Below are 25,216 nucleotides of genomic sequence, written 5' to 3' on the forward strand. Positions count from 1 at the left end.
GTTAAGTGCGTGTTAGTTGTTGGTGTATAATTAGCAATTATCATACCAACAATTTCAAAGCATACCTAAAACATTGAAATTCTTTGCAGAAAAAATGCTTTAAGCTCCCTGTCCTATGCTTACTTTAATGCCTGCATTTTAAAATGCACCATATTTAAACATTCCTATTTCAGTTCGTCCCTAAAAAAGACATAATGAACCAAAATGGTGCAATACATATAACAAAGAACCAATGTAGTGCCAATTACGCTTTTATTATTCGCGTAAATTGGCTTTTTATATCATTCTTTTCAACATCATTCCAATCAATTCATTTAGACTTTCGATTCACTTTCAGTTTTTTTTCTCAAGTGTTTCAATTACAAAAATTTATGATCAATTAACTGCTCATTTCAATAAACAAAATTGGCCTTTCATTCAGCCTTCAGTGCTTTCAAAATTTCCCACATTAATGATCGGTTTTGTTATGATGATTTCCCGTTATCGCTAGAATAATCTTTTCTCTATTCAAGATAGATGAAAAAATACAGCGCTCTGATCGGTTTATCGAATTCAATAGCACAATTAAGTGCATATCTTTCAAAAGGTTATAATCATGCTTCTAATGATTGACAATTATGACTCATTTACTTACAACATCGTTCAATACTTTGGCGAGTTGAATCAAGAAGTAAAAGTTGTTCGTAATGATCAAGTGACATTAGAGGATATTGAGCGATGGCAGCCGAAATATCTGGTGATTGGCCCTGGTCCATGCTCTCCGAGTGAAGCAGGCATTTCTATACCAGCCATCAATCACTTTGCTGGCAAAATTCCTTTGCTTGGCGTTTGCTTAGGTCATCAAGCCATTGGACAAGCCTTTGGTGGTCATATCATTCGCGCCAAAACAGTGATGCATGGCCGCCTATCCGATATGTATCATAGTGACAAAGGGATTTTTAGCAACTTGCCATCACCTTTTGCTGCAACACGTTATCATTCATTGGTGATTGAGCAAGAAACTTTGCCAGAGTGCTTAGAAGTGACCTGTTGGACCAATCAAGCAGACGGTACGATTGAAGAAATTATGGGTGTGAAACATAAAACTCTGCCTGTGGAAGGTGTGCAATTTCACCCTGAGTCTATTTTGAGCGAACATGGTCATCAAATTTTCAAAAACTTCTTGGATATTTACGCTTAAACACGAGCATTTGATTACATCAAATATCCTGACAGCCCATTTTTAATCAATGGGCTGTTTTTATTTTGAACATATAAAAACAATATATAACTCATACACACGGTATAAATTTTCAGCATTAAACTTAATCTGAAAACTTACACTTAAAAACAAGTCATTCTTTTTCAATAATTAATCCACTTTTCACACGTTATAAAAAGTAAGTTCAATCCTCAATTTCTGTTTTGTCTGATTGCATTTTACTTTTTTAGATTAACTATAGTCATAGGAATGATTAAGTTTCAGGGCGGCTGGATGATAGAATCTAAGTCATTGTTCTTAGCATTCCCCCTGAATGATCTATCAGGATAACCTATTGTGAATACCTTGGTTTTATTGAATATTATTGTTTTTGTCCTGCTCATGGCAGGATTGTTTTTTACTTATCGAAAAGACTGGAGTCTCTCCAAGAAAGTTCTAATCGGTATGGTGGTTGGTATCTTCTTCGGTTTAGCCCTTAAAGCGATCTACGGCGATAACCCTGTGCTTGAACACTCGGTTGCATGGTTCAACCTTGTGGGTAATGGTTATGTACAACTATTACAAATGGTGATCATGCCACTGATTTTCATCTCGATTCTAAGTGCGGTGGTGAAACTACACCAAACCACGTCTCTTGGAAAAATCAGTGTACTCGTGATTGGTATCTTGTTAGCGACCACAGCAATTGCCGCACTGGTGGGTGCAGGCATCACCAATTTATTTGGCTTAAGCGCTGAAGGACTAGTACAAGGCACCAAAGAAGCGGCGCGTCTAGCGACCATTCAAAGCCAATACATTGGACAAGTGACAGATTTAGATGTTCCAAAGCTCTTGCTTTCACTATTCCCTCAAAACCCATTTGCTGATTTAACCGGTGTTCGTCCAACGGCAATTATCAGTGTGGTGATTTTCTCTGCATTTTTAGGTGTGGCTGCACTTAAACTGATGGATAAAGACACCGTCAATGGCGAAAGAATCCGACACGGGATTGAAGCACTGCAAGCCTTGGTGATTAGTCTTGTCCGTTTGGTGATGCAATTTACGCCTTATGGTGTATTGGCACTCATGACCAAAATGGTGGCAACGGCGAATGTTGCTGACATTGTAAAACTGGGCGAATTCTTAGTTGCCTCTTATCTTGGCCTTGCAATTATGTTCCTCGTACATGCACTAATTTTGCTATTTGTACGTGTCAATCCAATCGACTTTTTCAAGAAAGTTTTTCCTGTTTTAACTTTTGCATTTACCAGTCGTTCAAGTGCAGCCAGTATTCCACTCAATATCGAAGCACAGACCAAACAATTGGGTGTGCCTGAAGGGATTGCCAGCTTTTCTGCTTCATTTGGTGCAACCATTGGTCAAAATGGTTGTGCAGGTTTATACCCTGCAATGCTGGCGGTGATGGTTGCCCCAACAGTCGGTATCAATCCGTTGGATCCATTATGGATTGCGCAGTTGGTTGTGGTGGTAACCCTCAGTTCGATTGGTGTTGCTGGCGTTGGTGGCGGTGCAACTTTCGCTGCTTTAATCGTCCTCCCAGCTATGGGTTTACCGATTACTTTAGTCGCGTTACTGATTTCAATTGAGCCATTGATTGATATGGGTCGTACTGCTTTAAACGTCAACGGTTCGATGACTGCAGGCACAGCGACCAGTCAATTACTCGGTGTCAGAAATCCACAACCCGATAATGATGCTTAAGCTAAATTAAAATAAAAAAGCCAACGCATGATCGTTGGCTTTTTTATGATTGAATAAATTATAACTTCAACTGTTGCACAAGCGAACCATCTTGCTTCGCAACTAAGGACTCACACAGTTGAATCCGTTCCTTGGTTTGATTTAAACCTCGCTCAACGCCAACCAATTCTTTGGTTCTCGGTGCAAAGAAAGCATTCAACTGCGACGCTTCTTGTTGTGAACAGGCTGCGCCACTAAACAATGCGGGGAAACGTCCAGCAGAAGACTTGCCTAAACGATCAAACACAGCATCGTGATTGGTCTTAAACCATGACCACAGTCCACCTTGTTCACCACTATAGCTATTGATTGCGTTAATCACGGTACGTACTTCACCGACTTTCACACGTGGGTCTAAAACGAGCTGACGTGCCTGCTGACGTGTTTCCACCTGATTTGCTGAACCTAAAGCAGTGAGAATCGCCAAACGTTGGGTCGGCTGCGTGATGCGTTGTAACTCCCCCACTAAACGATCAAATGCAGGCTGTCCTTTTTCTTGGACACGGACTGCCAGAATCGTTGGCAATAATTCTGGAGTGAGCTGGGCAAAGTTCAGTTGCGTCTGTTCAAATAAAACATCGGATTGCTTTAACAGTTTTTGGCGAACTTCTGGTACCTGAATTTCCAATGCAAGAAATTGGGCTAACTCACTCCGCCACAAGCTATCCTCAGCAGACTCACCTGCTTTACTCGCATAACCCAATTGATTCAATTTAGGTAGATACAAATTCGCAAGCACTTTTCTAAAATGCTCACGTTCTACCTCCGTCTTCAACACATGGCGTTGGATTGTGCTGAGTTGCTGAAACAATGCCGTACTAATTTGGCGGCTATTCGAGTTCGCAAACTTCTTGGCGACATCCACCACCGCCAAAAGGTTAATATCACCATGATTAAATGCTGCCGAAACCGCATAGGCATAAGCCAATTGTTCAGTATTAGAAAGTTTCTCCGTCGCCGCAGTCAGACGAGCAAGCTCTGGTTCAGGCAAACTAAATTGGTAATAGCCTGCCGCATCTGCATTTGGAATATACCAACTGTTAATACGTGCACCTTTGAGTTCAATTTTGGTATTGGCTTGATCAACCAGTTCACATTGGACTTTGCTTGCAGCATTGGGAACTTCGTAACGTACGCATAACGGTACCCCCCAAAGACTGTTGGCATCTCCTTTAGAACCAACGGGTAAATAACGCGTTTGTTTTACATTTAAAAAGACTTTATTGCCTTGTTGTTGCAATGAGGTATTCAGCAAAGGTACGCCTGGTTGATCAATAAAACTTTTTACCGCTTTACTAAAGCGCTCAGCTTGACCAGACTGTTCTGCGAGAGAGCTAATTAAATCATTAGCGGTCGCACTGCCATATTGATGCTTGTGAATGTAATTACGCACACCTTGTTTGAATTTTTCTTCACCTAGATAGCTCTCAAACATATTTAAAACAGCTGCACCTTTTTGATAAGTAATGCCATCAAAAGCCGTTTGAATATCGGCATTACTTAAAATTGGCTGGCGGATACGGCGTACACTGACCAAGCTGTCACTTTTCATTGCGCCCGCTGTATCGACCACACGTTCAAGATCAGCGTTAAATTCAGGATGTAATTGTTGGGTAATTTTACTTTGCATCCACGTGGCAAAAGATTCATTCAACCACAGGTCATCCCACCACGGCATCGTCACCACATCCCCAAACCATTGATGCGCTAATTCATGTGCATTGACATTAAATGAACTCTGTACAAAAGATACGGGAGAGTCTTTATCCAGCAACATTAAGTAATCTCTAAATGTGATCAGCCCAGGATTTTCCATCGCACCCGCCGCAAAGTCAGGTGCAGCAAGTAAATCCAGCTTGTCGAATGGATATCCGAATGCAAAATAATCTTCTAGGGTTTTTAAAATCGCTGGGGTTTCAGACAAGGCATGCTGCATTTTTTCAGCCTTACCGTCTGGTGCAAGACCACGTAATTTGATCGCCTGCTTACGCCACTCAGTCGCACTAATATCTGGACCTTGTTGTGCTTGCCAAGGGCCAACCGCCAATGCCAGTAGATAAGTTGGTAGCGGTTTGGTCGGTGCAAAGCTTAACGTTTTCCAGCCCGATTTTTCGGCCTGTTCAGCGACTTGATTGGTATTGGCAAAACCTGAATATTTGCTTGGGATGGTTAAGCGAATATTAAAGGGCGTTTTAAAGCGCGGCTCATCAAATGATGGAAAAGATTGACGTGCGCTGATCGCCTCCATTTGAGTCATGACATAAGGTTTACCTTCAAACTCAATTTTATAAATACCATCCAGTTGCTGATCATAATCTGCATTGAAATCCAATACTAAGCGGTATTGCCCAGCAGCTAATGTCTTAGCAAATTTAATCAGACTGACCCCATCGACTGCTGAAGCTTGCTCATATTTGGCCGTGGTTTTCTGCCCAGTTGCGGAGAGGATGCTGACGTCTTTTACCGATAAAGATTTACCATGAATCCAAATATGATCGGTTGCTTGGGTCAGTTTTAAGTGGATTGTGGTTTTACCGGTATAACTTTTTTGTGCAGGATCAATTTTAAAATCTAAATCATAAGATTCGGGTATGGCCCATTCAGGTAATTTGCCGATTGGAATTTGTTCATTGCTATTTGATGCAAAAAGCTGTGTTGCAGAAAATGAAAGTAATGTTGTCAGTAGCAATTGTTTTTTAAATGAAGGTTTGACCAACATAGGAGATCTGTCCTCTGTAGTTTTTAAAATAAAGAGATGCAGCAAATGGTGTACCACGTCGCTGCATCCACACATCATTGTTAGAATTTATAATTAAACTCCAACCAACCCTGACGGCCGATTGGTGAATATGATCCTACTGGATAATATGGCCATCCGCCTGTGTCATCGTGTTTCACTTTGTCAAATAGGTTATTCACAATGATGGATGCAGATGCCTTAGGTGAAATTTGATAAGTTCCACTCCAATTGACCAAATAAGTCGGGCTTAAGTAAGTCGTTTGATTACCGTTTGGAATCTTGCCATAGCGATTGACTAATACGCTTGATGCCCAATCACCGAGACTCCAACTGAGACTGGTATTAAAGCGGTCTCTCCAATCTGGAATGGTTAAGTCTTTTAAATAGTTATCTTTCTCGCCATCTTTTGATTGTTGATATTCACGTTCCAGCACACGGCTATAATTCACCGTCCATAGGAAGTTACCCAGATTTTCAGTTTTCCAACGCCATTTGCTGGTGAAATCAATTCCACGAGTATGATCTGAGGCTGCATTGATCGGCACAATATTGATATTGTTGATGACATTTGGATCAACCACTGCATTTGCTGGATTACGCTCTACACGTGCCAATGCATCAACACATTGTGCTGAATTGATATCTTGCGCCCCTAAATGACAAGCAGCTTCTTGACGTAAAATTTTATCTGGACTGAGATTGGTCACTAGATTATCAATTTTGATATCCCAGTAGTCGACGGAGATATCAAACTTATTACTCGGAGACCACACAAACCCTACACCATAAGATTTACCTTCTTCGGGTTTTAAATCTTTGTTGCCTGTTAAGGTGTAGTTCGCGCCAGGCGAATAATCTTTAAAGCTACATTTATCTAATGCTTGTCCCGTTTGGCTGCAGCGTAAATAATCGGTGGTACTTGGGAAATACCCTCTTTGTTTATTTAAAAACAGATAATTCATATCTGGTGCACGGAAACTGGTGGCGTAGTTGCCTCGCACCAATAAGGTTGGATGTGGCCTAAATTCTAAGCCTGAACCAAAGGTAAATTTATCAATACTATTATCTGACAAAGCATAACGGTCATAGCGTCCAGATAAGGTTAAATTGAGTGGCTTGGCTAAAGGTAAGAATAATTCCGTACCCAACGCTTGGCGGGTACGCGCCCCACCATATTCACCACTGGAAGTAGCATTATAGAAGTCCCCATTTTCCACCGCCTTGTCGGGTTTGATTTTAAAACCTTGACGTCCAATTTCTGCCACTGCTGCAAGCTTGGCCGTTCCTGCAGGCAATTCAAATACATCACCATTGGCACTTAAAGTTAGGCCCTGTGCCCATGACTTGTCGTTTTCCTCCGTTGTGCCTGAAATGCTTCTAAACTCACTGGCAGTCAGTGGCCGACTGATACGGTCTAAATGCGGGGAATAAATTGGAATACCATCTTGGTCTACACCCAGTTGTTGACCTAGGAAATATTCATCAACATTCGAACGAACCAGCCCTTTTTTACGTAATTGACTGGTATAAATCGAGCCATTATAGGCGGCTTCATAGCGCCAACTACTGTCCCCAATATCGCCACGGATACCAAAGTTCAAATTGGAGGAGAGTTCTTTCCATTTTTTATTGGCTTGTTCAACACCACCGAGTTCTTCTGGTGCAAAACGTCGTGTCCAGATTTCATAATTTCCTGTGTCTTGATTGAGGAAATAACCACTACTCGCGCCTAAAGAAGTCCATATCGGGCCACGAGTATTGTTTTCAATTTGATTGGCGCCAATCAAAACATCTGCGAATAATTGGGTTTTCTCATTCAGCTCATAATCTAATCCGAGATAACCATTTTGGCTGCGATTCTTGGTTTGAACCGTCCAATAGGTCGGTCGGGCCAAACCACTGGCACAGTTATCTGCTCCTGCTTTTCCAATATTTGTTACTGAGCCTTTAAATAGATCATCAAATGCATCACAGCTATTAATTGAAAGATACTGGCCTGTCTTGGCATTTTTACGTCCAACGATCGTGTCTGGCTTTTCCCCTCGACGTGTTCGGCTCGACATAAAATCACGATCAGCCGCCCAAATCGGTTCACGCCCACTCAGTTCAACGCCATAAACCAGATTGAGCTTGTCCAGTGTTTTACTACCACTCAGTTGTAAACGTAAATTTTCGCCACCTTCTTTGGTCCCACCCGCCTTAATATTGAATTGAGTGCCATCGGTTTTCTTTTTCAATATGATATTCACCACACCTGCAATCGCATCTGAACCATAGATCGCGGAAGCTCCACCGTTCAAGATTTCAATGCGGTCAATAATCGCAGTCGGAATATTGGCTAAATTGACAAAATTCACAGCGCCATCATACGGCACTGGATAATCTGCAACTCGATGACCGTTAATTAAGGTTAAGGTATGGTTCGGCCCCAAACCACGCAAACTGATGGCATTGGCCGCAGGAGTAAAGGTATTGCCATAATCCGCACCTTGTACAAAACCTGTGTTTTGGGTCAGGTTATTCAAAGCATCAAAGGCATTACTAAAACCATGTTTCTCAATATCGGCTGCGCTAATGACCGTTACACTGGTTGGGCCATCTTTCTGGGCTTTGGAAATACGTGAACCTGTCACCGCAACATGCACCACTTTATCCGATGTTGTCTTTGTTTGTGGCTGTTCTACATTTGTCTCAGCATGGCTCTCTAATGGATGAAGACATGCAATAAACACAAAAACAAAACAACCTTTGTTTTTAACAGCCCCAAGATATTTCAAGTAATTTAGATACATATTTATGAATGCGTAAAATGAAGACCGCCCTAATATATCTACTTTTATTTGGTTGATTTATACACATTTTTTATAGGAATATGCGTGAATAAGATATACCAAATGGTTGATTATTTATCACAAAAACTCAGATAAACCTTTCATAAAATAATACCTTTTTCATTCAATCACTCCCAACCACAAATTTATCAACCCACTTAAACGGGTTAAATTTTAAAAACTCTCTAGCCACAACCTAAATCTTGCGTTATTTTCTGCTAACATAAGCCCTTAGCGAGTGGGACACACACCACAAAAAGCCGAGCTATCCTTCACCACTAACCACTTTCATCCAAATTTTTTAATCATTAAATGCTGTAACTCATGACTATGAATATCCAACAGGCACTCAATAATATTACCAAGAACATCCATCTGACCCAGCCACAAATGGAAGATGTCATGCGCAGTATCATGCAAGGTGAAGCCACTGATGCCCAAATCGGTGCGCTAATGATGGGCTTGCGCATGAAGGGTGAAAGTATTGATGAAATTACAGCTGCTGCACGTATCATGCGTGAATTCGCGATTAAAATTGATGTTAGTGATATTCCTCATCTGGTCGATATCGTGGGTACAGGTGGTGATGGTCAAAACTTATTTAATGTTTCAACCGCTTCAAGTTTCGTGATTGCGGCTGCGGGAGCGACCATTGCCAAACATGGTAACCGCGGTGTATCCAGCAAATCGGGTTCTTCTGACGTGCTTGAACAGATTGGCATTCAACTTGATTTAGACATGCAGCAAACGGAACGTTGTATCCGTGAAATGGGCGTAGGTTTTCTGTTTGCGCCAAATCATCATAAAGCTATGAAATATGCCGTGGCGCCACGGCGTGAATTGGGCATTCGCAGCATTTTCAACTTACTTGGCCCACTCACCAACCCTGCTGGCGTAAATCGTTTTGTGATTGGCGTATTCTCAGATGAATTGTGTCGTCCCATTGCCGAAGTATTAAAACAGCTCGGTGCAGTGCATGTACTGGTGGTACATTCTAAAGATGGCCTAGATGAAATTAGCCTAGCTGCACCAACCGCTGTGGCTGAGCTTAAAGATGGCGAAGTTAGCGAATGGACGCTGAACCCAGAAGACGTTGGTATCGCCTCTCAAACCCTCACTGGTTTAGTGGTGAATAGTTCAGAAGAAAGCTTAAAACTGATCAAAGATGCTTTAAGTCGTGACAAATCAGACGTTGGCGAAAAAGCCGCAAATATGATTGCATTGAATGCAGGTGCTGGCATTTACGTCGCTGGCATTACCAAAACCTATAAACAAGCCGTTGAGCTGGCTCAAGATATTCTCTACGGCGGACAGGCCTTAGAAAAAATGAGTATCTTGGCTGAATTTACCAAGACATTGAAACAATATCAGGCAGATTAAGGACTTCTCATGATCGATATTCAAAATACCATTTTAGGTAAAATTGTTGACCGCAAACATGAGGAACTTGCAGCACGTTTAAAACAACGTAGCTTGCATGATGTTGAGCAGTGGGCAAAACAAGCCACCCCTGTTCGTGGTTTTGCCAATGCCTTACAACACAAACGTCCAGCTGTAATTGCTGAAATTAAAAAAGCATCACCTTCTAAAGGTGTGATCCGTGCAGACTTTAATCCTGCGGAGATTGCCCAACAATATGAACAGGCAGGTGCTGCTTGCTTATCGGTATTAACCGATGTGGATTTCTTCCAAGGCGCAGACGAAAATATTGCGATTGCACGTCAGCATTGTGCCCTACCAGCTTTGCGTAAAGACTTTTTGATTGATCCTTACAATGTAGTTGAAGCACGTGCACTGCAAGCAGATTGTATTTTATTGATCGTGGCTTGTTTATCTGACCAACAACTCGAAGAAATGTCGAAAACCGCATTTGAACATCAGTTGGATGTGTTGGTTGAAGTGCATGATGAATATGAGTTAGAACGTGCTTTAAAACTTTCTGAACAATGCATTTTAGGGGTGAATAATCGTAATCTTAAAACCTTTGATGTCGATTTAAATACCTCATTGCGTTTAAAGAAATTATTGCCTGCATCTCGTATTTTGGTCACAGAAAGTGGTATCGCTACGCCTGCTGATGTAGACATGATGCAAGCCAATGATATTCATACTTTCCTTGTGGGTGAAAGTTTTATGAAGCAACCTCGCCCTGATCAAGCATTTAATGCATTGTTTGGGCAGCCTGAGCAAGTTTAATTTTAAATAACATGAAAGCCCAATTCTTTATCATTGGGCTTTTTCTTTAAGACATAAAAAGTTTAATAAGCCTTTCAAAGTAATTAGACGTTTCAAATTCAAAGCTCAGGAGTTCATTTGATTCATATCGGTAAAGACGATTTTTCATTTTCTATCCTTAATATGAGTGGTCATAAAGATTTACTCAATCTTACCGTCAACATCAATGGCGTTTCCTTTGGAACTCTAGACTCCCCAACATATATGCCTAGCTTCATTGCAGCGTTCAAATATCTACTCACAAGCCCTTCATATTTTAATAATAATCTAACAAGCGAAAACTTTCTTGAAAACTTGTACCCCAATAATCAATTTATAAACTATTATCATTTAACATTAGAAGAAACATTTGATGATTTTACAAAACTTGCGGTAAGGAACAAGAAATCTGTTTTTTTCATATTTCTTTTAAATACAAATCCTTTTTTCACTTATCAAAATTTGAAAGAAAATACTGTATATGCTGAATATGTACCAATTACTTCTGTAGAATCTGCCTTACAAGAATTAATAAAATATATAGATTGTCTTGCATAAGAATGTCAATTTTATTAATTAGATAAGGCTTGATCACCCCCATAAATACTCTATAAATGCAATTCAGTTCAAATCATCACGGTTTCGGACTATAATTTTACATCTCTGGTATCTGCCTATTTTTCTAAACTTATGAGTAAACACGATTCATCGCTTTCTAAAGATCAGTTTAACTTACTGAAAGCCTTTAAAAAGCAAATTTCCAATCCGCAAGCGAGTGCGATTGCCAAACAAGCGGAGTCACAAAAGACTCCAGCCGCTGCTGAAGAGTTGGAAGATACTGAACTTTTTAAAAAAGCCCTACTTGGGGTAAAACCCATCGACAATCAGAATATTGCCGATACTAAAGTTGCGCGTAGCAAAAAAGTCGATGCCCAAACTTTGGCAAAACGTGCTGCAGCAGAAGGTGGTGCAGAGCAAGAGCTTACAGAAATTTCAGATACCCAAGCGATCTTAAACCCTGTTGCCAGCCAAGCGGCTTTAAGCTATCGCATTGCAACCTTGCAGCACAAAGTATTTGAAGATTTAAAAGCAGGCAAAATTCGCTGGTTTGAAGCGGTCGATCTACATGGCTGTACCGTTGAACAAGCACGGGCTGCTGTTTTACAAGTGATTCAAATGGCAAAAGATCAAAATCAAAATGTCGTTAAAATTGTGCATGGCAAAGGCCCTGAAGCAATCTTGAAAACCTATGTCAATGGTTGGCTCAGACAGCATCGTGATGTACTTGCTTTCGTCAGTGCCCCTGAAAATCAAGGCGGTACAGGTGCTGTTTTAGTCTTACTCAAACGTGCCGAAAAGAACCCTAAGTACAAACAGTAATCGGCATTTTTATCAAAACTAAGATTTCTAATCGTTTTCTGGTACAATTGCCGTTTTTGTTCAACCCACCTAAGTGAACATTGTTATGTCTATGCAGCAATCGTACGCAAATATCTTAACTGCCGTTGGTGAAGACCTTAATCGCCCAGGCTTAAAAGATACGCCAATGCGTGCGGCTAAAGCTTTTTCTTTTTTAACTTCTGGTTATAGCAAAACGCTTGAAGAAGTTACGAATAGCGCACTCTTCCCTTCCGATAACCATGAAATGGTATTGGTTAAAAACATCGAATTTTATTCGCTTTGCGAACACCATTTATTGCCATTTTATGGCCGCGTGCATATCGCTTATTTACCTGAGGGTCAGGTACTAGGCCTATCAAAATTTGCTCGTATTACTGAAATGTTTGCGCGTCGCTTACAGGTTCAGGAAAATTTAACCCAGCAGATTGCGGAAGCAGTTGCACAGGTAACTCAGGCACGTGGTGTTGCAGTTGTAATTGACTCTGCACATATGTGCATGATGATGCGTGGTGTGGGTAAGCAAGAATCAACCACTCGTACGGTTTCTTTTATCGGTGACTTTAAAACAGATAAAGATACGCGTCGCGAGTTCTTGAGTGCTGTGCCTGAAAGCTATTAATACGAGTACTGCATATGTCATCCATTCAGTTAGCAGGTTTCGGTCATTTAAAAAATGAAGCCAGCGTTGATTACCCTCGACCAGATCGTCTGGTTCAGGGTAATCCTGAGCGGCTCACGTATAGTCTATATGAACATCCACATATGGACTGTGGCATCTGGCAGTGTGAAGTCGGTGCATGGAATATTGTATTTGCTGACAATAAACAAGAGTTCTTTCAAATCATTGAAGGTATTGTTCGCATTCATGATGCAAAGACCAATACTTTTATTGAAGTCACAGCGGGAAATGCAGGCATTATCCCAGCTGCATTTGTCGGTACTTTTGAAGTGATAGAAGCAGTAAAAAAATACTATGTGATTGTTGAGGTTTAATCAATCCTCTTTAAATTTCAAACTCATCTGGAAAACTCTCGAAATTTTTCATTTCATCCAGTTCAATTCCATATAATTTACAGATAATCAACGCTTCAAAACGCCACTTCCCCAACAACGCAATTTTGTGGAAAAATTTCTTTTCCCAATATTTACCTTGCTGCTGATCATGTTCAAGCTGTTGTAAATACAAACTCATCGTAGACGCATCGACTGTTGTATTCAACAAGCCATCTAACTGTCTAAATGGATAAGCAACAGCATAGCTTTCACTAATCGTTTCAACCTCAAGATAGGGATAGCTAATCAAATCAATGAGCCGATCCGAAGGGTAAAGCAATAATCCATCAATTGTTTTTATAATATCAGCCTCATCGCCATAACATATTGCGCAGCAAAGCAATAACAATGCATGGCTATAATCTGTCGTGAGTTCTATTGCAGCAACACCAAGCTGTTGTCCATGCGACTGAATGAGTGACAGTAAGTCAGCATAGGCCAACCAGAACTGATAAACAGACAAATAAATTTCTCGGATTTGTGTTGAAGCCAAACCCAGATCATAAGCAAGACGAATCAGATAGGTCAGCTCCAAACAGAAATTTTTAAAATATATTTCCTGCTCTAATAACTGATAGACATCCAGATCATCAACTGCATAAGGATCAAAGTATAAACTTTCATTTTCTCTATACTCCGAGACTTGCGCTTTAATATCATTCCAATGGCTTAAAGATCCCGGTTGAGAAATTCTCCATTTTTTTGGGTCAGAGATACTTGCTTGGACCTCATCCAATTGTTGTAGTAATTTTTCAAATTCTTGTGCTTGATCAATATTATTCATTATTAAAAAAACCGTACATAGCCCACGCCAATTTTATTCCAGTCTTTATGATCCTGCTGTTCATAATCCCAGTTTACTCTTACAGCGTGATTTGAATTCAAAGTATATTGCAGTTGCGTACCAACTCTTAAATTCCACTGACTCTGATCTTGCCAATACGGTAACTCAATCTGTACCAAGCTGTTAATATTGTCTGTCCACAGATTCATACAACCTACCGTTGGCCCTACTCCAACACGCCAGCCTTTATCTAAATTTTTGCCACCTTGAATATGACTTTGCAACTGGGCATAACACAAATTTCGACGATCATAATCTGCCACGCTATACCCGACTTGCATATTTAGATTCATCACACCATGTTGCTGATCTTCACTAAACTGCCCTTTCTCGACAGACTCCTGTTTCCAACCCAAATTAAAACCCCAACTGAGTGGTGATTTAAATGGTTGAATGGGGTTGTAGGAATTCACCGACAGTAGATCTAAATGTTCTAACTTAAGCTTGTCGTCACGGTATTGCAAACTACCATCTAAAAATAAGAGTTGCGTACCTGTACGATAACCCCCCTGTGGATCAATCAAATCGTGATAAGCCTGACGATGCCCAAGTTCAACAAACTTTTGTCCTTGCACCTCTCCAATATTCATAGAAAGATTTCGTGCATGATGTCCTTCTACAGGCTGTTTTTTCGGGCGTATAGGCTCTTGCCGTTGTTTATCAACTTCAATTTGACTGCGCTGAGCAAGTAATTGTCTTAATTGAGGTTGGGCAAAATCGGCATCCACTTTATGGCTAATATATTGCAGATATAAATCATCATAGGCCATTTCTAGAATTTTGGCCTGATCCTGCTGCTGATAGGTGTTTAAAATGGGTTGAGCTTTATCCATTGCAGTAAAAGCAACTTGATGGGCAACTTTGGCTAATGCAGTGCCATGTTGTTTGGCCTGTGCAAGTAACTGCGTTTCTAATGCAGGACGATAAATCACCTCTTTGACTAGATCTTGCTGATCGACCGCCTTCAGGGTTTCAATTGGAATGGCGGCATAATTGAACTGCTGTTTTAGGTTTAAATTAGGACGAACCAAGTCAATTAGACCCAATAAACGATAAGCACAATTATCACTAACAAAATAATAAGGGAAACTCACATGCTGCATTTCCCAAATATGCTCAACCAGAAATCGGGTTTCCTCTGGTGTGAGATTGAGTTCATATTCCCATAAATCACGACTTTCAAAATCACCATATTCTTTGACTTTACGATAATACGGCATTAAAGAATATTCGCCAGGATACTGCCCTGTTAAGCCCTTCCATGCATAAGACCAATTGTCCTCACCTCTTACCGTTGCGGCATAGTTCACGGCATAGGACACTAAATTGAGTTGCTTCTGATCTTTAGGGTCTAGACGGAGCAAAGTATGTCCAAACATTGAACTTGGATTACCCATAAAATCGGTTGCATAAATCAAGGTGGCCTTATACGGCTTGATTTGATTAATCCAGTCCTCAAACTCATTACAAGTTACTTTTGGAAGCTGTTGATCATTGATATTGAGCTGTTGCATCAGCCAACGGCTACGTGCAGGAAATTTACAACGGAAGGATTGATTATCTGAAGCCTCAACAAATAAAGCTTTAATATCCGCCTGTAGCTCATTATTTAAATTGGTTTGACCATCTTTTGCGTAAAAATAACCCGCATAACTGACTTCGCTATTTTGTTTATGGTCAGCATACATCAAGCGTTGCCACGTGACGTGCTGATCTAATTTTTTCTTGTTGGCTAGATCCAAATAAGTCTGAATATCTGATTCAACCGCAGCATGTGCAAAGTGGCACGTTAAAAACGCCAGCGCAAAAGTAGCTAATTTCATTCAATCGCAATTTTTAAAATAATAGGAATCGGTATAACAAAACCCTGCCATCAAGACAGGGTTTTTGCATGCAGCAATTATACGTATGCTTTAAGCACCGCATCTTTTGCCATCACGCCTTGTAATGCATCGAGAACTTGAAGTGAGTTGGTATTTTTGCTTGAATAAATTTCAGCAAAATTTGCTTTAGACACAGCAAAGAAACGTGCTTTGTCATTGGCTTTAATTTGCATTAATTCAGCAAGCACATTTAAGCTTTCACCTTGGCCAACAGCCATATCACGTGCCAAAGATTCAGCATTTTCATTGGTGAAGGTCACCACTTGAGCTGTTACCGTACCACCTTGACGGCATCCTAGAGTACCAAAAGTAATACCTAATAATTGGTTAGTAAAAATACCATTGGTTGTTGCAGCAAGAATTTTAGGTGCAACACCTTTTTTACCTGCCCATACTTGTGTACCCACACCACAACCAACATCATTGTCAGCCATTGCAACAGTTGAACCAGCGGCTAATAGAGCGGCTAATGCAATTTTTTTTAACATAGGAACGAACTCCAGTATCAATTATTCTTCAATATTTGTTATCACTATTGTGTGTGTAATCAATCTTACACAGAAGTTAAAATAACCAGCTTAGCGTGTTTTAGCAAATAAATTTTGAAATATATCTGAAATACTCATAACAAAGGGGAATTAGAAAAGTCTGTTAAAAGAACTTTAGGCCATCTAATTTAACTGCCACGCCCCATTTTTATCTCTGGTTCCCAAGATTTTTAATACCAACACTAAGCTCAGTAATAATAAAAGATACCATGACCCAAGCTTCCCCCAACCCACCATATGCCAAGCATCGACTTGGCTTGGATAAAGCCAGATTTTATAAAAGGTACTGATGTTTTCTGCAATCCAAATCAAAAATGCAAGTAATAATAAAATCGGTAACATCGGTACACTAAAACGATGTTGTTGCAATTGAAAATACAGTTTTGTTTTCCAGAAAATCAAACCGCTCCAGATAAATAATGCAATCCGAATATCTGGAATAAAAAACTTAGTCATAAAGTTGAGATAAGACAATACCGCCAAGCACAGCATATTGCCAAAATTGGGTAAGTTTTCGAAAGAAACCTGATAAAGTCTCAGAGAACGAGCAAAAAAACTGCCTACGGCTGAATACATAAAACCAGCAAACAACGGCACAGTGAACAGTTTTAAAACCGCAGGCTGCGGATATTGCCATGATGCGATGGCAGGATGAGTGAGAAAAATCTCCATTCCCATGGCCATAATATGAAATAAGGCAATCACTTTCGCTTCTGCCCATGACTCGAGCTTTAAATAGATCAGGCAAACTTGAATAATCAGTGCGTAAAACAATAAATAGTCATAACGAAAGAAACCATAATACTCATGACTCCCCATCGGGGCGGTGACTGCAAATGCAATCAAAAGCAACAATCCAAATAAGGCAGCCGAAGCTGCCTTAGTGATAAAGTTGAGCGGTAATACAATCAACTGCACAAAACGAATCCTAGCGTGTTTATTTTAAAAGACTTAAAAAATATCAACCTAAATACTTAGCACTGTACTCATGCACAGTATCAACAAAAATCTTCGGTTGTGCTGGATCCACCCATTGCGTGATACCATGACCTAAATTCGCGATATAGCCTGTTTTTTCACCACTGGCATAAGCATCATCCAACATGGCTTTCACTGATTTTTCAATTGAAGCAGCTGAACCATAAAGCACAGCAGGATCTAAATTACCTTGTAACGCAGCTCGTCCTGCAACCACATCACGCGCAGTATAAAGCGGTGTGGTCCAATCTAGACCAAATGCATCTGCTCCTGTCGTTAGCATGGTTTCCAACCATTGCCCGCCACCTTTGGTAAACAGAATGATCGGAATACGTTGACCATCTTTTTCACGTTGAAGCCCTGCAATAATCTTGGTCATATAGTTCAATGAAAATTCAACATATTCTCTATGCGCAAGCGCACCACCCCAGCTATCAAAAATCTGGATCGCTTGTGCGCCCGCATCAATTTGCGCATTGAGATAATCAATCACTGAATCAGCCAAATGATCGAGCAAAGCATGTAACACTTCTGGCTGCGCGTACATCATATTTTTAATGAAGCGAAACTCTTTACTTGATCCACCTTCAACCATATACGTTGCTAAAGTCCACGGACTTCCAGAGAAACCAATCAACGGAACTTGTCCATTCAAAGCAGAACGAATGGTCGAAACGGCATTCATGACATAAGCCAGATCAGACTTGGCATTTAATTTAGGTAAATTCGCCACATCTTGTGCAGTACGAACTGTTTTATGAAACTTTGGCCCTTCACCTGTCTCAAAATACAGCCCCAAACCTAGAGCATCAGGAACCGTTAAAATATCTGAAAATAAAATTGCCGCATCGAGCTCATAACGGCGTAATGGCTGTAATGTCACTTCGCAAGCAAAGTCAGTATTTTTACATAGAGATAAGAAGTCCCCTGCCTGCGCACGAGTTTCACGATATTCTGGTAAATAACGTCCTGCTTGACGCATCATCCATACAGGTGTGGTGTCTACAGGTTCACGTAATAAAGCTCGTAAAAAACGATCATTTTTCAACGTTGTCATTACCAATCTCTAAATTTTTCATGTAGCGCGCATCATAACAAAGTTAGCTTGGAATTTATAATTTCAATCGTATTCAAATTTATGCACTCAAATAAATTTCGCTTTTACACAAAACTGCTACTGCAAGTGACATTATTTTCTGTAATACTTGCAACATCTTATATCCCAATATGAATAATTCTTAAGGTTGAATTACATGTTTGTTCGCTCATTACTCGCTATGAGTTTAAGTTGTATTCTTGCTAATGTTGCTTTTGCTGCTCCAACAACTGAGCAACCATTAAATCCAAAACAAATTTCGGGTTCAGTACAAGATCCTATTGACCCATTAGCGATTGAACGTACAGCGTCAAGTGTTGTTGCTAATCCAGCTTCAAGTGTTGCCGCACCGGCCGCATCTGAGCCACAAATTAATACTGGTGCTGCATCAGTTGTATCGCAAAAATTAGAAAGCACACCTGATACCACAACGACGACAGTTGCTCCAACGACTAAAATTTCGTGGACACTCGATAGCATGAATAATGCTGAATATCCTGAAGCTTTACCAAAAGGACAGCTTCCTGCCTACGCACGTGCGCATGTCATGTTGAACAATGCCCATGCATCACCTGGGGCGATTGATGGCTCAAATGGTAAAAACACTTTAAAAGCGATCGCATCATTCCAACAAATGAATGGTTTAACGCCTACAGGTCAGTTAAGCAAAGAAACTTGGGATGCCTTGGTTGCAAAACAAACCAAACCAGCCTATGTCGAATACACGATTACAGATGCTGACCTCAAAGGTCCATATGCGGACTCAATCCCTTCTGACTATGCTTTACAAGCCAAAATGAAAGGTTTGTATTACACCCGTGTAACTGAAATGTTGGGTGAAAAATTCCATATGGATGAAAATTTCTTAAAGAAATTAAATCCAACAGCGACGTTCAAAAAAGCAGGTGAAAAAATTATTGTGGCCAATGTCCGCAATGACTTACCTGAAGATATTCATTTGATTGTTGCACACAAAGGCGCAAGACAGCTGTATTTATTCAACAGCCGTAATCAAATGATTGCCTCATTTCCTGCAACAATTGGCAGTACTGATACACCTTCTCCAACAGGTACTTATAAAGTAGTGGGTGTGGCAAAAAATCCTTGGTATAGCTATTCACCTTCTAACTTTGTCCAAGGTAAAAACCTTAAACCTCTTTCTTTACCACCGGGTCCAAATGCACCCGTCGGTAATATTTGGATCGGTTTAAGTAAAAAATCATTTGGTATTCATGGTACGCCAAACCCATCTTTAATTTCTAAGACTGCATCGCATGGTTGTATTCGTTTAACCAACTGGGATGCCAATGACTTAGGTGCTAAAGTACGTTCAGGTGTAACGGTAAAATTCTTGGAATAATCTGAGTATTTTCGATAAAAAAACCGAATATCCATGTTGATATTCGGTTTTTTTAATTTCAAATATGCTGCTCTATATTGGGTAAAGGCTGATAATAAATTTGATTACGTCCAAGTTGCTTGGCCCGATATAGCGCCTTATCCGCAGTGTGTATCAACATCTCTTGGCTAATTTTAGGATTACCATTAAAGACTGTGATCCCCAAACTAATGGTGACATGGTTAGATACTAGAGATTTATCATGCGGGATCATTAAACGATCAATGGCACGGTAAATATTGGTTGCGACTGCATATGCGCCTTGTGCAGAGGTTTCAGGTAACAGCACCACAAACTCTTCTCCACCATAGCGTGCAATAAAATCCATATGTCGAATCGAGCTTTTAATGGTTTTTGCAATGGATGAGATCACTTGATCCCCCATTTGATGCCCATAACAATCATTGTAGTTTTTAAAATAATCAATATCGATAAACAGCACCGACAGCGATTTTCGCTCCTTACAGGCTAACTCATAATAATAAGTGCACATCTCTTCAAATGTACGCCGATTTGACACATCAGTCAGTTCATCATGCTGACTCAAGTGTAATAACTCAGAGGCTTGGATACGTAAAATCTGTTCATCAATTTCTGAAATTTTGGACTTTATAAATATTTTTCTTTCTTTGGAAGTCAGCATAACACTGATCGAAAAACCAAGCAGTAAGCTTCCAATCAATGTCCGCCCAACCATGAGAAAATCACTTGAGTTATCCAACCAATACGAAACAAACAAGATCGTGATTGCAGCCAGCGAACCAATCCACAACATATGTACAGGACGAATACCACTGAGAATAAATCCCAACATATACAGGAATGCAATGAGCACCATGGCTTGATTTTGCAGTACCAGATTTGAAACACTCATCATCAAGACTGAGGTTAATACAATGGTCAGGAACACGATCAGACAAGCAGCAGGATAAAACAATGTATTGAGTTGTTTAAACCGAGAAAAAGCCCAGAACAAGAACAGCGCGATACCAACAACAATCAGACTGAGAATACTATAGATAAAATCGAGAACAAAATATGCACTTCCACGAATGACGAGAAAATTAGAGGGCAAGATCAACAGTACAAATATGGTATAGGTAATGACGCCCTGACCGAAAAACTGAATCGCATTGAGACGAGTTCGATCAACATTAAATCTCCAGAATTCATTTTCTAATTTTTGCGGTAAAGTCTGATGGGTCTTTTTAGATTTAGAATGTTGGGCAACAAGCTGCTCTAGGTCTTCTTTTGACCTCCTTAATTGATCAAGATCATAGCTGTTGTCCATCCCATCTACTCTTTTTATACTGCACTATTATTGTGCCGCATAAAAAATAACATAATTTCTCATTTTGTCATGTGCTTTGCTTAACCACTTATCCGTAATTGTAGTTACCATTTTCACACTTTATGCATTATTATTTGTATTATTTTTAAGTTTGAAGTAGACCTTGAATACTCTTACACTTTTGCAACCCGATGATTGGCACGCACACCTGCGTGATGGTTTAGCTTTAAAACGTACTGTCCCTGATTTAGCCAAGCAATTTGCACGCGCAATTTGTATGCCCAATCTTGTTCCACCTGTTAAAACGGTAGAAGAAGCTTTAGCCTATCGCGAGCGTATCCTTGCCCATGTGCCTGAAGGGTTGAATTTTGACCCACGCATGGTGCTTTATTTTACCGATCATACGTCTCCAGATGAAGTTCGTAAAATTAAAGAGTCTGAATTCGTCAATGCCATCAAGCTTTATCCAGCGGGTGCGACCACTAACTCAGATAATGGTGTTAGTGATATTCGCAAAGTGTATGCCGTGATTGAACAACTGGAAGAACATCAGGTTCCATTGTTACTACATGGAGAAGTGACGCATAATCACGTCGACATTTTTGATCGTGAAAAAAAATTCTTAGATGAAGTGCTGTCGCCTTTATTGAAACAGTTCCCAAAATTAAAAGTCGTGTTAGAACACATTACAACAAGTGATGCGGCGAATTTTGTGTTGGAACAAGATCGTAATGTGGCAGCAACCATTACCCCACAACATTTATTATTCAACCGGAATGATATGTTAGTCGGTGGTGTCAAACCACATTTCTATTGCTTACCAATTTTAAAACGTCAGACTCATCAAACGACTTTATTAGAAGTCGCAACCAGTGGTAATCCTAAATTTTTCTTGGGTACTGACAGTGCACCACATGCACAAAATGCCAAAGAGAATGCCTGTGGTTGTGCAGGTTGCTACAGCGCACCAAATGCGATTGAACTGTATGCACAGGCCTTTGATCAGGTTGGTAAGTTAGAACGCCTAGAAGGCTTTGCGAGTATGTTTGGTGCTGATTTCTATGGCCTACCACGCAATACCTCAACCATTACCTTAGTGAAAGAAGACATTACCGTCGCTGAATCTTTTGATTATCTTGAAGATCAGAAAATTATTCCACTTCATGCTGGTAAAACCCTGCAATGGAGAAAAGTGTGACCCAAGAAGAAAACAAAGCGCCTGTCATTGGTCAGCGTTTTCGTGGATTTTTACCTGTTGTTGTCGATGTGGAAACAGCAGGCTTTAATTCTCAAACCGATGCACTACTTGAAATCGCCTGTATCCCAATTGTCTATGATGAAAATGGGCAATTTGTCCCAGGCCCATCTTTTCAAGCACATATCAATCCTTTTGAAGGTGCGAATCTTGACCGCCGCTCATTAGACTTCATTGGTATTGATCCATTCAATCCAATGCGTGTTGCAATGGCAGAAGATGAGCGCAGCGCTTTGCGTCGTATTTTCAAATCATTGAATGAAGTGCGTAAAGCCCAGCATTGTACCCATGCTGTCTTAGTGGGTCATAACGCGCACTTTGACTTAGGTTTCCTGCAAGCAGCGATTGCACGTTCGGGTACCAAAAATCAAAACCCGTTTCACAGTTTCTCTGTCTTTGATACCGTGACTTTAAGTGCGGTCATGTTTGGACAAACGGTATTGGCACGTGCCTGTATTCAGGCTGGTATTGAGTTTGATGGCAAAGAAGCCCATTCTGCGTTGTACGATACGCAGAAGACGGCCGAACTGTTTTGCTATATTTTGAACAAACTGTCTCCTCACCTTCTTGACAGTTTGGTGACAGAACCCTAATATACACCCACCTCAAGAAGTCCCTATCGTCTAGAGGCCTAGGACATCGCCCTTTCACGGCGGTAACCGGGGTTCGAATCCCCGTAGGGACGCCAAATTTGAAAAAGCCACTGCATTCTAAGACAGTGGCTTTTTTATTTAGTAGCAATTAAAGTACTTTTTGTTCATTTGATTCGGTTTCAAAAATAAATGCCTCTGAAATTAAAGTCGTTTTCTCTTGTGTTTCAGATTCAATAATAGTGGTTTCTATAGAAGTTATTCCAAAATCTTTTTTAACCTGATCTATATCAGGTGTTCTTTGATAACGAATTACTCGATGTCCCGCCTCAATGATTAAACTATCTCTATCAGCATCTTTATCTTCTTTCCCTTTATGAGATGAGTCGTCAAGTTCAACAATAGCTACAATATTGAACTGTTTATCTAATACAACAAAATCCACGATCTTACGATTGAACAAATTCCTAGTAGCATAGCCCTGAGCTGTCATAAATGCACTAAACGCAACCTGTGCCAAAACAATATGCTCCGGTAATGCTTCCCTTAACCTTAAAAAAGTTGGTTGCTCATTCATTGTTAGAATCCGTTTACCCTTAATCGGATTACGCTCACCACCTTTCTTTGCTTTTTTAGTATTACCTAAAACTAAAGTAACAATTACAAACACAACAATTAAAATAATTATCCAAGTCATAAATACTCCCCTTAATACGAAAAATATTTTAAATGAAATAATCAGATTATTAAAAGCATTGTTTAACCAGTATTTTTATTCACTAAAATAAAAGGACTCCGAAGAGTCCTAATATATCTTATGCAGACTTCCTTGAATTGACTCGACCTTTCACAACCGCCTTGATATTCCCCTTCGCATAATTCAAAAATACCAACAACGGCGATAATTTTGGATTTGGCTTTTTACCCTGTCCAATGGCTTTGAACTGTGCCGCATACCAGATGATTTCCATAATTGCCATTTTATCGACAAATGGAATTCCTGTTTTAATTTGATTCACTGCATAACGGACATCATACCCTGCGATTAAGCGTTCAGGTAAATCAACCTCTACAGCCAATGGACGCGCAATCCCGATAAAATCACATGCACCACTTTGCAATGCAGCATTCATTCCTTCAACTGTACGGAAGCCACCTGTTACCATCAACTTACAGGCAACATGTTGGCGAATTTTTTCTGCAAATTCTAAGAAATAAGCTTCACGCGCGATCGTACTCGCCTTACGCTTTTCTGCTTTAGCACCTGCCATGGCTGGAGCTTCGTAAGTGCCACCAGAAATTTCAATAATGTCAATTCCCGCAGCATCAATAGCTTTAAACACGGTAATCACATCTTCTTCTGTAATCCCACCGCGCTGGAAATCTGCCGAGTTCAGTTTGACTGAAATAATGAAGTTTTCAGAAGTTGCATCACGCACCGCCTGATAAGCATCGATCAAGAAACGCATACGATTCTCAATCGAACCGCCCCATTGATCTGTACGTTTATTGGTCAAAGGTGATAAAAATTGGCTAATCAAATAACCATGTGCACCATGTAATTGCACACCTTCAAAACCCGCTTTTTCACAGACTGCAGCTGCTGTCGCAAAACGCTGGATAATATCTAAAATTTCGTCGTGTTTAAGTTCACGTGGTGTGCCAAACATTGCCGCAAGCATTGGACTAAATGGCACAGCTGAGGGTGCGACCGTTTCCTTGTTTAACCCCTTTGGACATTGACGACCAGGATGTGACAATTGAATCAATTGCACCATGCCATGTTTCTTACCCACAGCAGCCCATTGCTTGAGTTTTTCCAAATCACGTTCGGTTTCAATTGCAACCACACCCGGCTCATTCTTGGCGCCCACATTTACCATCACGTTTCCAGTAATGGCACAGCCCAAACCACCTTTTGCCCATGCTTCGTATAGACCAATCAATAGATCATTGGGTTGCCCTGCATCATTGGCAAGTGCCTCGCTCATCGCCCCTTTGATAATGCGGTTTTTAAATATGGTATTGCGAATCTGGATACTGTCTGCAATCTGACTCATGGTCATCCTCTGCTACAATTAGAGTATTTACTCTAATTTAATCTGATTATTGTTACTGTCAAGCATTCTTCCGATGAACTGACAATAGCATA

General features: G+C 40.4%; 20 protein-coding genes, 1 tRNA gene and 1 pseudogene. 12 read left to right on the forward strand and 10 right to left on the reverse strand.

Annotated features, from left to right (window positions below):
- The first annotated feature begins 595 nt into the window (after nucleotides 1-595).
- Together NG55_RS08845 and NG55_RS08850 are read left to right on the forward strand one after the other, a co-directional pair.
- On the forward strand, nucleotides 596-1,180 hold the full coding sequence (locus tag NG55_RS08845) for an anthranilate synthase component II (RefSeq protein ID WP_065343029.1): 585 nt from the start codon (nucleotides 596-598) through the stop codon (nucleotides 1,178-1,180).
- 357 nt (nucleotides 1,181-1,537) lie between these two features.
- Entirely contained in the window at nucleotides 1,538-2,902 is a 1,365-nt protein-coding gene (locus NG55_RS08850) for an L-cystine transporter (RefSeq protein WP_023270189.1), read from the forward strand.
- 58 nt (nucleotides 2,903-2,960) lie between these two features.
- Here NG55_RS08850 and NG55_RS08855 read toward each other — a convergent pair.
- Together NG55_RS08855 and NG55_RS08860 are read right to left on the reverse strand one after the other, a co-directional pair.
- Nucleotides 2,961-5,733 (reverse strand): annotated as a pseudogene (locus NG55_RS08855) (M1 family metallopeptidase).
- Nucleotides 5,734-5,740: 7 nt separating this feature from the next.
- Entirely contained in the window at nucleotides 5,741-8,473 is a 2,733-nt protein-coding gene (locus NG55_RS08860) for a TonB-dependent receptor plug domain-containing protein (protein ID WP_065343031.1), read from the reverse strand.
- A gap of 369 nt (nucleotides 8,474-8,842) precedes the next feature.
- Here NG55_RS08860 and trpD point away from each other — a divergent pair, with 369 nt between their 5' ends.
- The 6 genes from trpD to NG55_RS08890 all read left to right on the forward strand — a co-directional run bounded on the left by trpD (nucleotide 8,843) and on the right by NG55_RS08890 (nucleotide 13,120).
- Nucleotides 8,843-9,892 (forward strand): anthranilate phosphoribosyltransferase, encoded by a 1,050-nt coding sequence (gene trpD, locus NG55_RS08865; RefSeq protein ID WP_032865714.1) that lies wholly within the window; start codon nucleotides 8,843-8,845, stop codon nucleotides 9,890-9,892.
- A 9-nt stretch (nucleotides 9,893-9,901) separates the two neighbouring features.
- Nucleotides 9,902-10,708: an indole-3-glycerol phosphate synthase TrpC gene (gene trpC / locus NG55_RS08870; RefSeq protein ID WP_065343032.1), complete on the forward strand. Its 807-nt coding sequence runs from the start codon at nucleotides 9,902-9,904 to the stop codon at nucleotides 10,706-10,708.
- A 117-nt stretch (nucleotides 10,709-10,825) separates the two neighbouring features.
- Nucleotides 10,826-11,284, forward strand: a complete 459-nt coding sequence (locus NG55_RS08875) for a hypothetical protein (protein ID WP_081408978.1) — start codon at nucleotides 10,826-10,828, stop codon at nucleotides 11,282-11,284.
- Between the two features lie 132 nt (nucleotides 11,285-11,416).
- Nucleotides 11,417-12,106, forward strand: coding sequence for a Smr/MutS family protein (locus tag NG55_RS08880; RefSeq protein ID WP_065343033.1), 690 nt, complete (start codon nucleotides 11,417-11,419; stop codon nucleotides 12,104-12,106).
- Nucleotides 12,107-12,197: 91 nt separating this feature from the next.
- Nucleotides 12,198-12,746, forward strand: coding sequence for a GTP cyclohydrolase I FolE (folE, locus tag NG55_RS08885; RefSeq protein ID WP_016660389.1), 549 nt, complete (start codon nucleotides 12,198-12,200; stop codon nucleotides 12,744-12,746).
- A 14-nt stretch (nucleotides 12,747-12,760) separates the two neighbouring features.
- A complete protein-coding gene (locus NG55_RS08890) occupies nucleotides 12,761-13,120 on the forward strand; it encodes a cupin domain-containing protein (protein ID WP_016540482.1) in 360 nt (119 codons plus the stop codon).
- A 10-nt stretch (nucleotides 13,121-13,130) separates the two neighbouring features.
- Here the strand turns inward: NG55_RS08890 and NG55_RS08895 are convergent, their stop codons facing one another.
- The 5 genes from NG55_RS08895 to hemE form a co-directional block, all read right to left on the reverse strand.
- The gene (locus tag NG55_RS08895) at nucleotides 13,131-13,964 is read right to left on the reverse strand and encodes a PoNe immunity protein domain-containing protein (protein ID WP_065343034.1); all 834 of its coding nucleotides are present in this window, start codon (nucleotides 13,962-13,964) and stop codon (nucleotides 13,131-13,133) included.
- A 2-nt stretch (nucleotides 13,965-13,966) separates the two neighbouring features.
- The gene (locus NG55_RS08900) at nucleotides 13,967-15,847 is read right to left on the reverse strand and encodes an Lnb N-terminal periplasmic domain-containing protein (RefSeq protein WP_065343035.1); all 1,881 of its coding nucleotides are present in this window, start codon (nucleotides 15,845-15,847) and stop codon (nucleotides 13,967-13,969) included.
- Nucleotides 15,848-15,924: 77 nt separating this feature from the next.
- A complete protein-coding gene (locus NG55_RS08905; protein ID WP_016540479.1) occupies nucleotides 15,925-16,395 on the reverse strand; it encodes a DUF3015 family protein in 471 nt (156 codons plus the stop codon).
- Nucleotides 16,396-16,578: 183 nt separating this feature from the next.
- Complete coding sequence (locus NG55_RS08910; protein ID WP_016540478.1) at nucleotides 16,579-17,373, reverse strand: DUF817 family protein; 795 nt, start codon at nucleotides 17,371-17,373, stop codon at nucleotides 16,579-16,581.
- 43 nt (nucleotides 17,374-17,416) lie between these two features.
- The gene (gene hemE, locus NG55_RS08915; RefSeq protein ID WP_016540477.1) at nucleotides 17,417-18,490 is read right to left on the reverse strand and encodes a uroporphyrinogen decarboxylase; all 1,074 of its coding nucleotides are present in this window, start codon (nucleotides 18,488-18,490) and stop codon (nucleotides 17,417-17,419) included.
- Nucleotides 18,491-18,686: 196 nt separating this feature from the next.
- Here hemE and NG55_RS08920 point away from each other — a divergent pair, with 196 nt between their 5' ends.
- A complete protein-coding gene (locus NG55_RS08920) occupies nucleotides 18,687-19,889 on the forward strand; it encodes a L,D-transpeptidase family protein (RefSeq protein ID WP_065343036.1) in 1,203 nt (400 codons plus the stop codon).
- A 58-nt stretch (nucleotides 19,890-19,947) separates the two neighbouring features.
- On the opposite strand, the gene NG55_RS08925 is transcribed toward NG55_RS08920, so the two are convergent.
- The gene (locus NG55_RS08925) at nucleotides 19,948-21,219 is read right to left on the reverse strand and encodes a diguanylate cyclase (RefSeq protein WP_065343037.1); all 1,272 of its coding nucleotides are present in this window, start codon (nucleotides 21,217-21,219) and stop codon (nucleotides 19,948-19,950) included.
- Between the two features lie 163 nt (nucleotides 21,220-21,382).
- On the opposite strand from NG55_RS08925, the gene pyrC reads away from it, so the two are divergent.
- The 3 genes from pyrC (at nucleotide 21,383) to NG55_RS08940 (ending at nucleotide 23,162) form a co-directional block, all read left to right on the forward strand.
- Complete coding sequence (pyrC, locus tag NG55_RS08930; protein WP_016660390.1) at nucleotides 21,383-22,417, forward strand: dihydroorotase; 1,035 nt, start codon at nucleotides 21,383-21,385, stop codon at nucleotides 22,415-22,417.
- Nucleotides 22,402-23,067, forward strand: coding sequence for a ribonuclease T (rnt, locus tag NG55_RS08935; RefSeq protein ID WP_016540473.1), 666 nt, complete (start codon nucleotides 22,402-22,404; stop codon nucleotides 23,065-23,067). Before pyrC ends, rnt begins: the two co-directional genes overlap by 16 nt.
- 19 nt (nucleotides 23,068-23,086) lie before the next feature.
- A tRNA-Glu gene (locus tag NG55_RS08940) sits at nucleotides 23,087-23,162 on the forward strand.
- Between the two features lie 53 nt (nucleotides 23,163-23,215).
- Here the strand turns inward: NG55_RS08940 and NG55_RS08945 are convergent.
- Complete coding sequence (locus NG55_RS08945) at nucleotides 23,216-23,761, reverse strand: DUF2726 domain-containing protein (protein WP_065343038.1); 546 nt, start codon at nucleotides 23,759-23,761, stop codon at nucleotides 23,216-23,218.
- A 118-nt stretch (nucleotides 23,762-23,879) separates the two neighbouring features.
- The gene (locus NG55_RS08950; RefSeq protein WP_065343039.1) at nucleotides 23,880-25,124 is read right to left on the reverse strand and encodes an NADH:flavin oxidoreductase/NADH oxidase family protein; all 1,245 of its coding nucleotides are present in this window, start codon (nucleotides 25,122-25,124) and stop codon (nucleotides 23,880-23,882) included.
- Nucleotides 25,125-25,216: the final 92 nt, after the last annotated feature.

The organism is Acinetobacter gyllenbergii, from assembly GCF_001682515.1.
GTDB lineage: Bacteria > Pseudomonadota > Gammaproteobacteria > Pseudomonadales > Moraxellaceae > Acinetobacter > Acinetobacter gyllenbergii.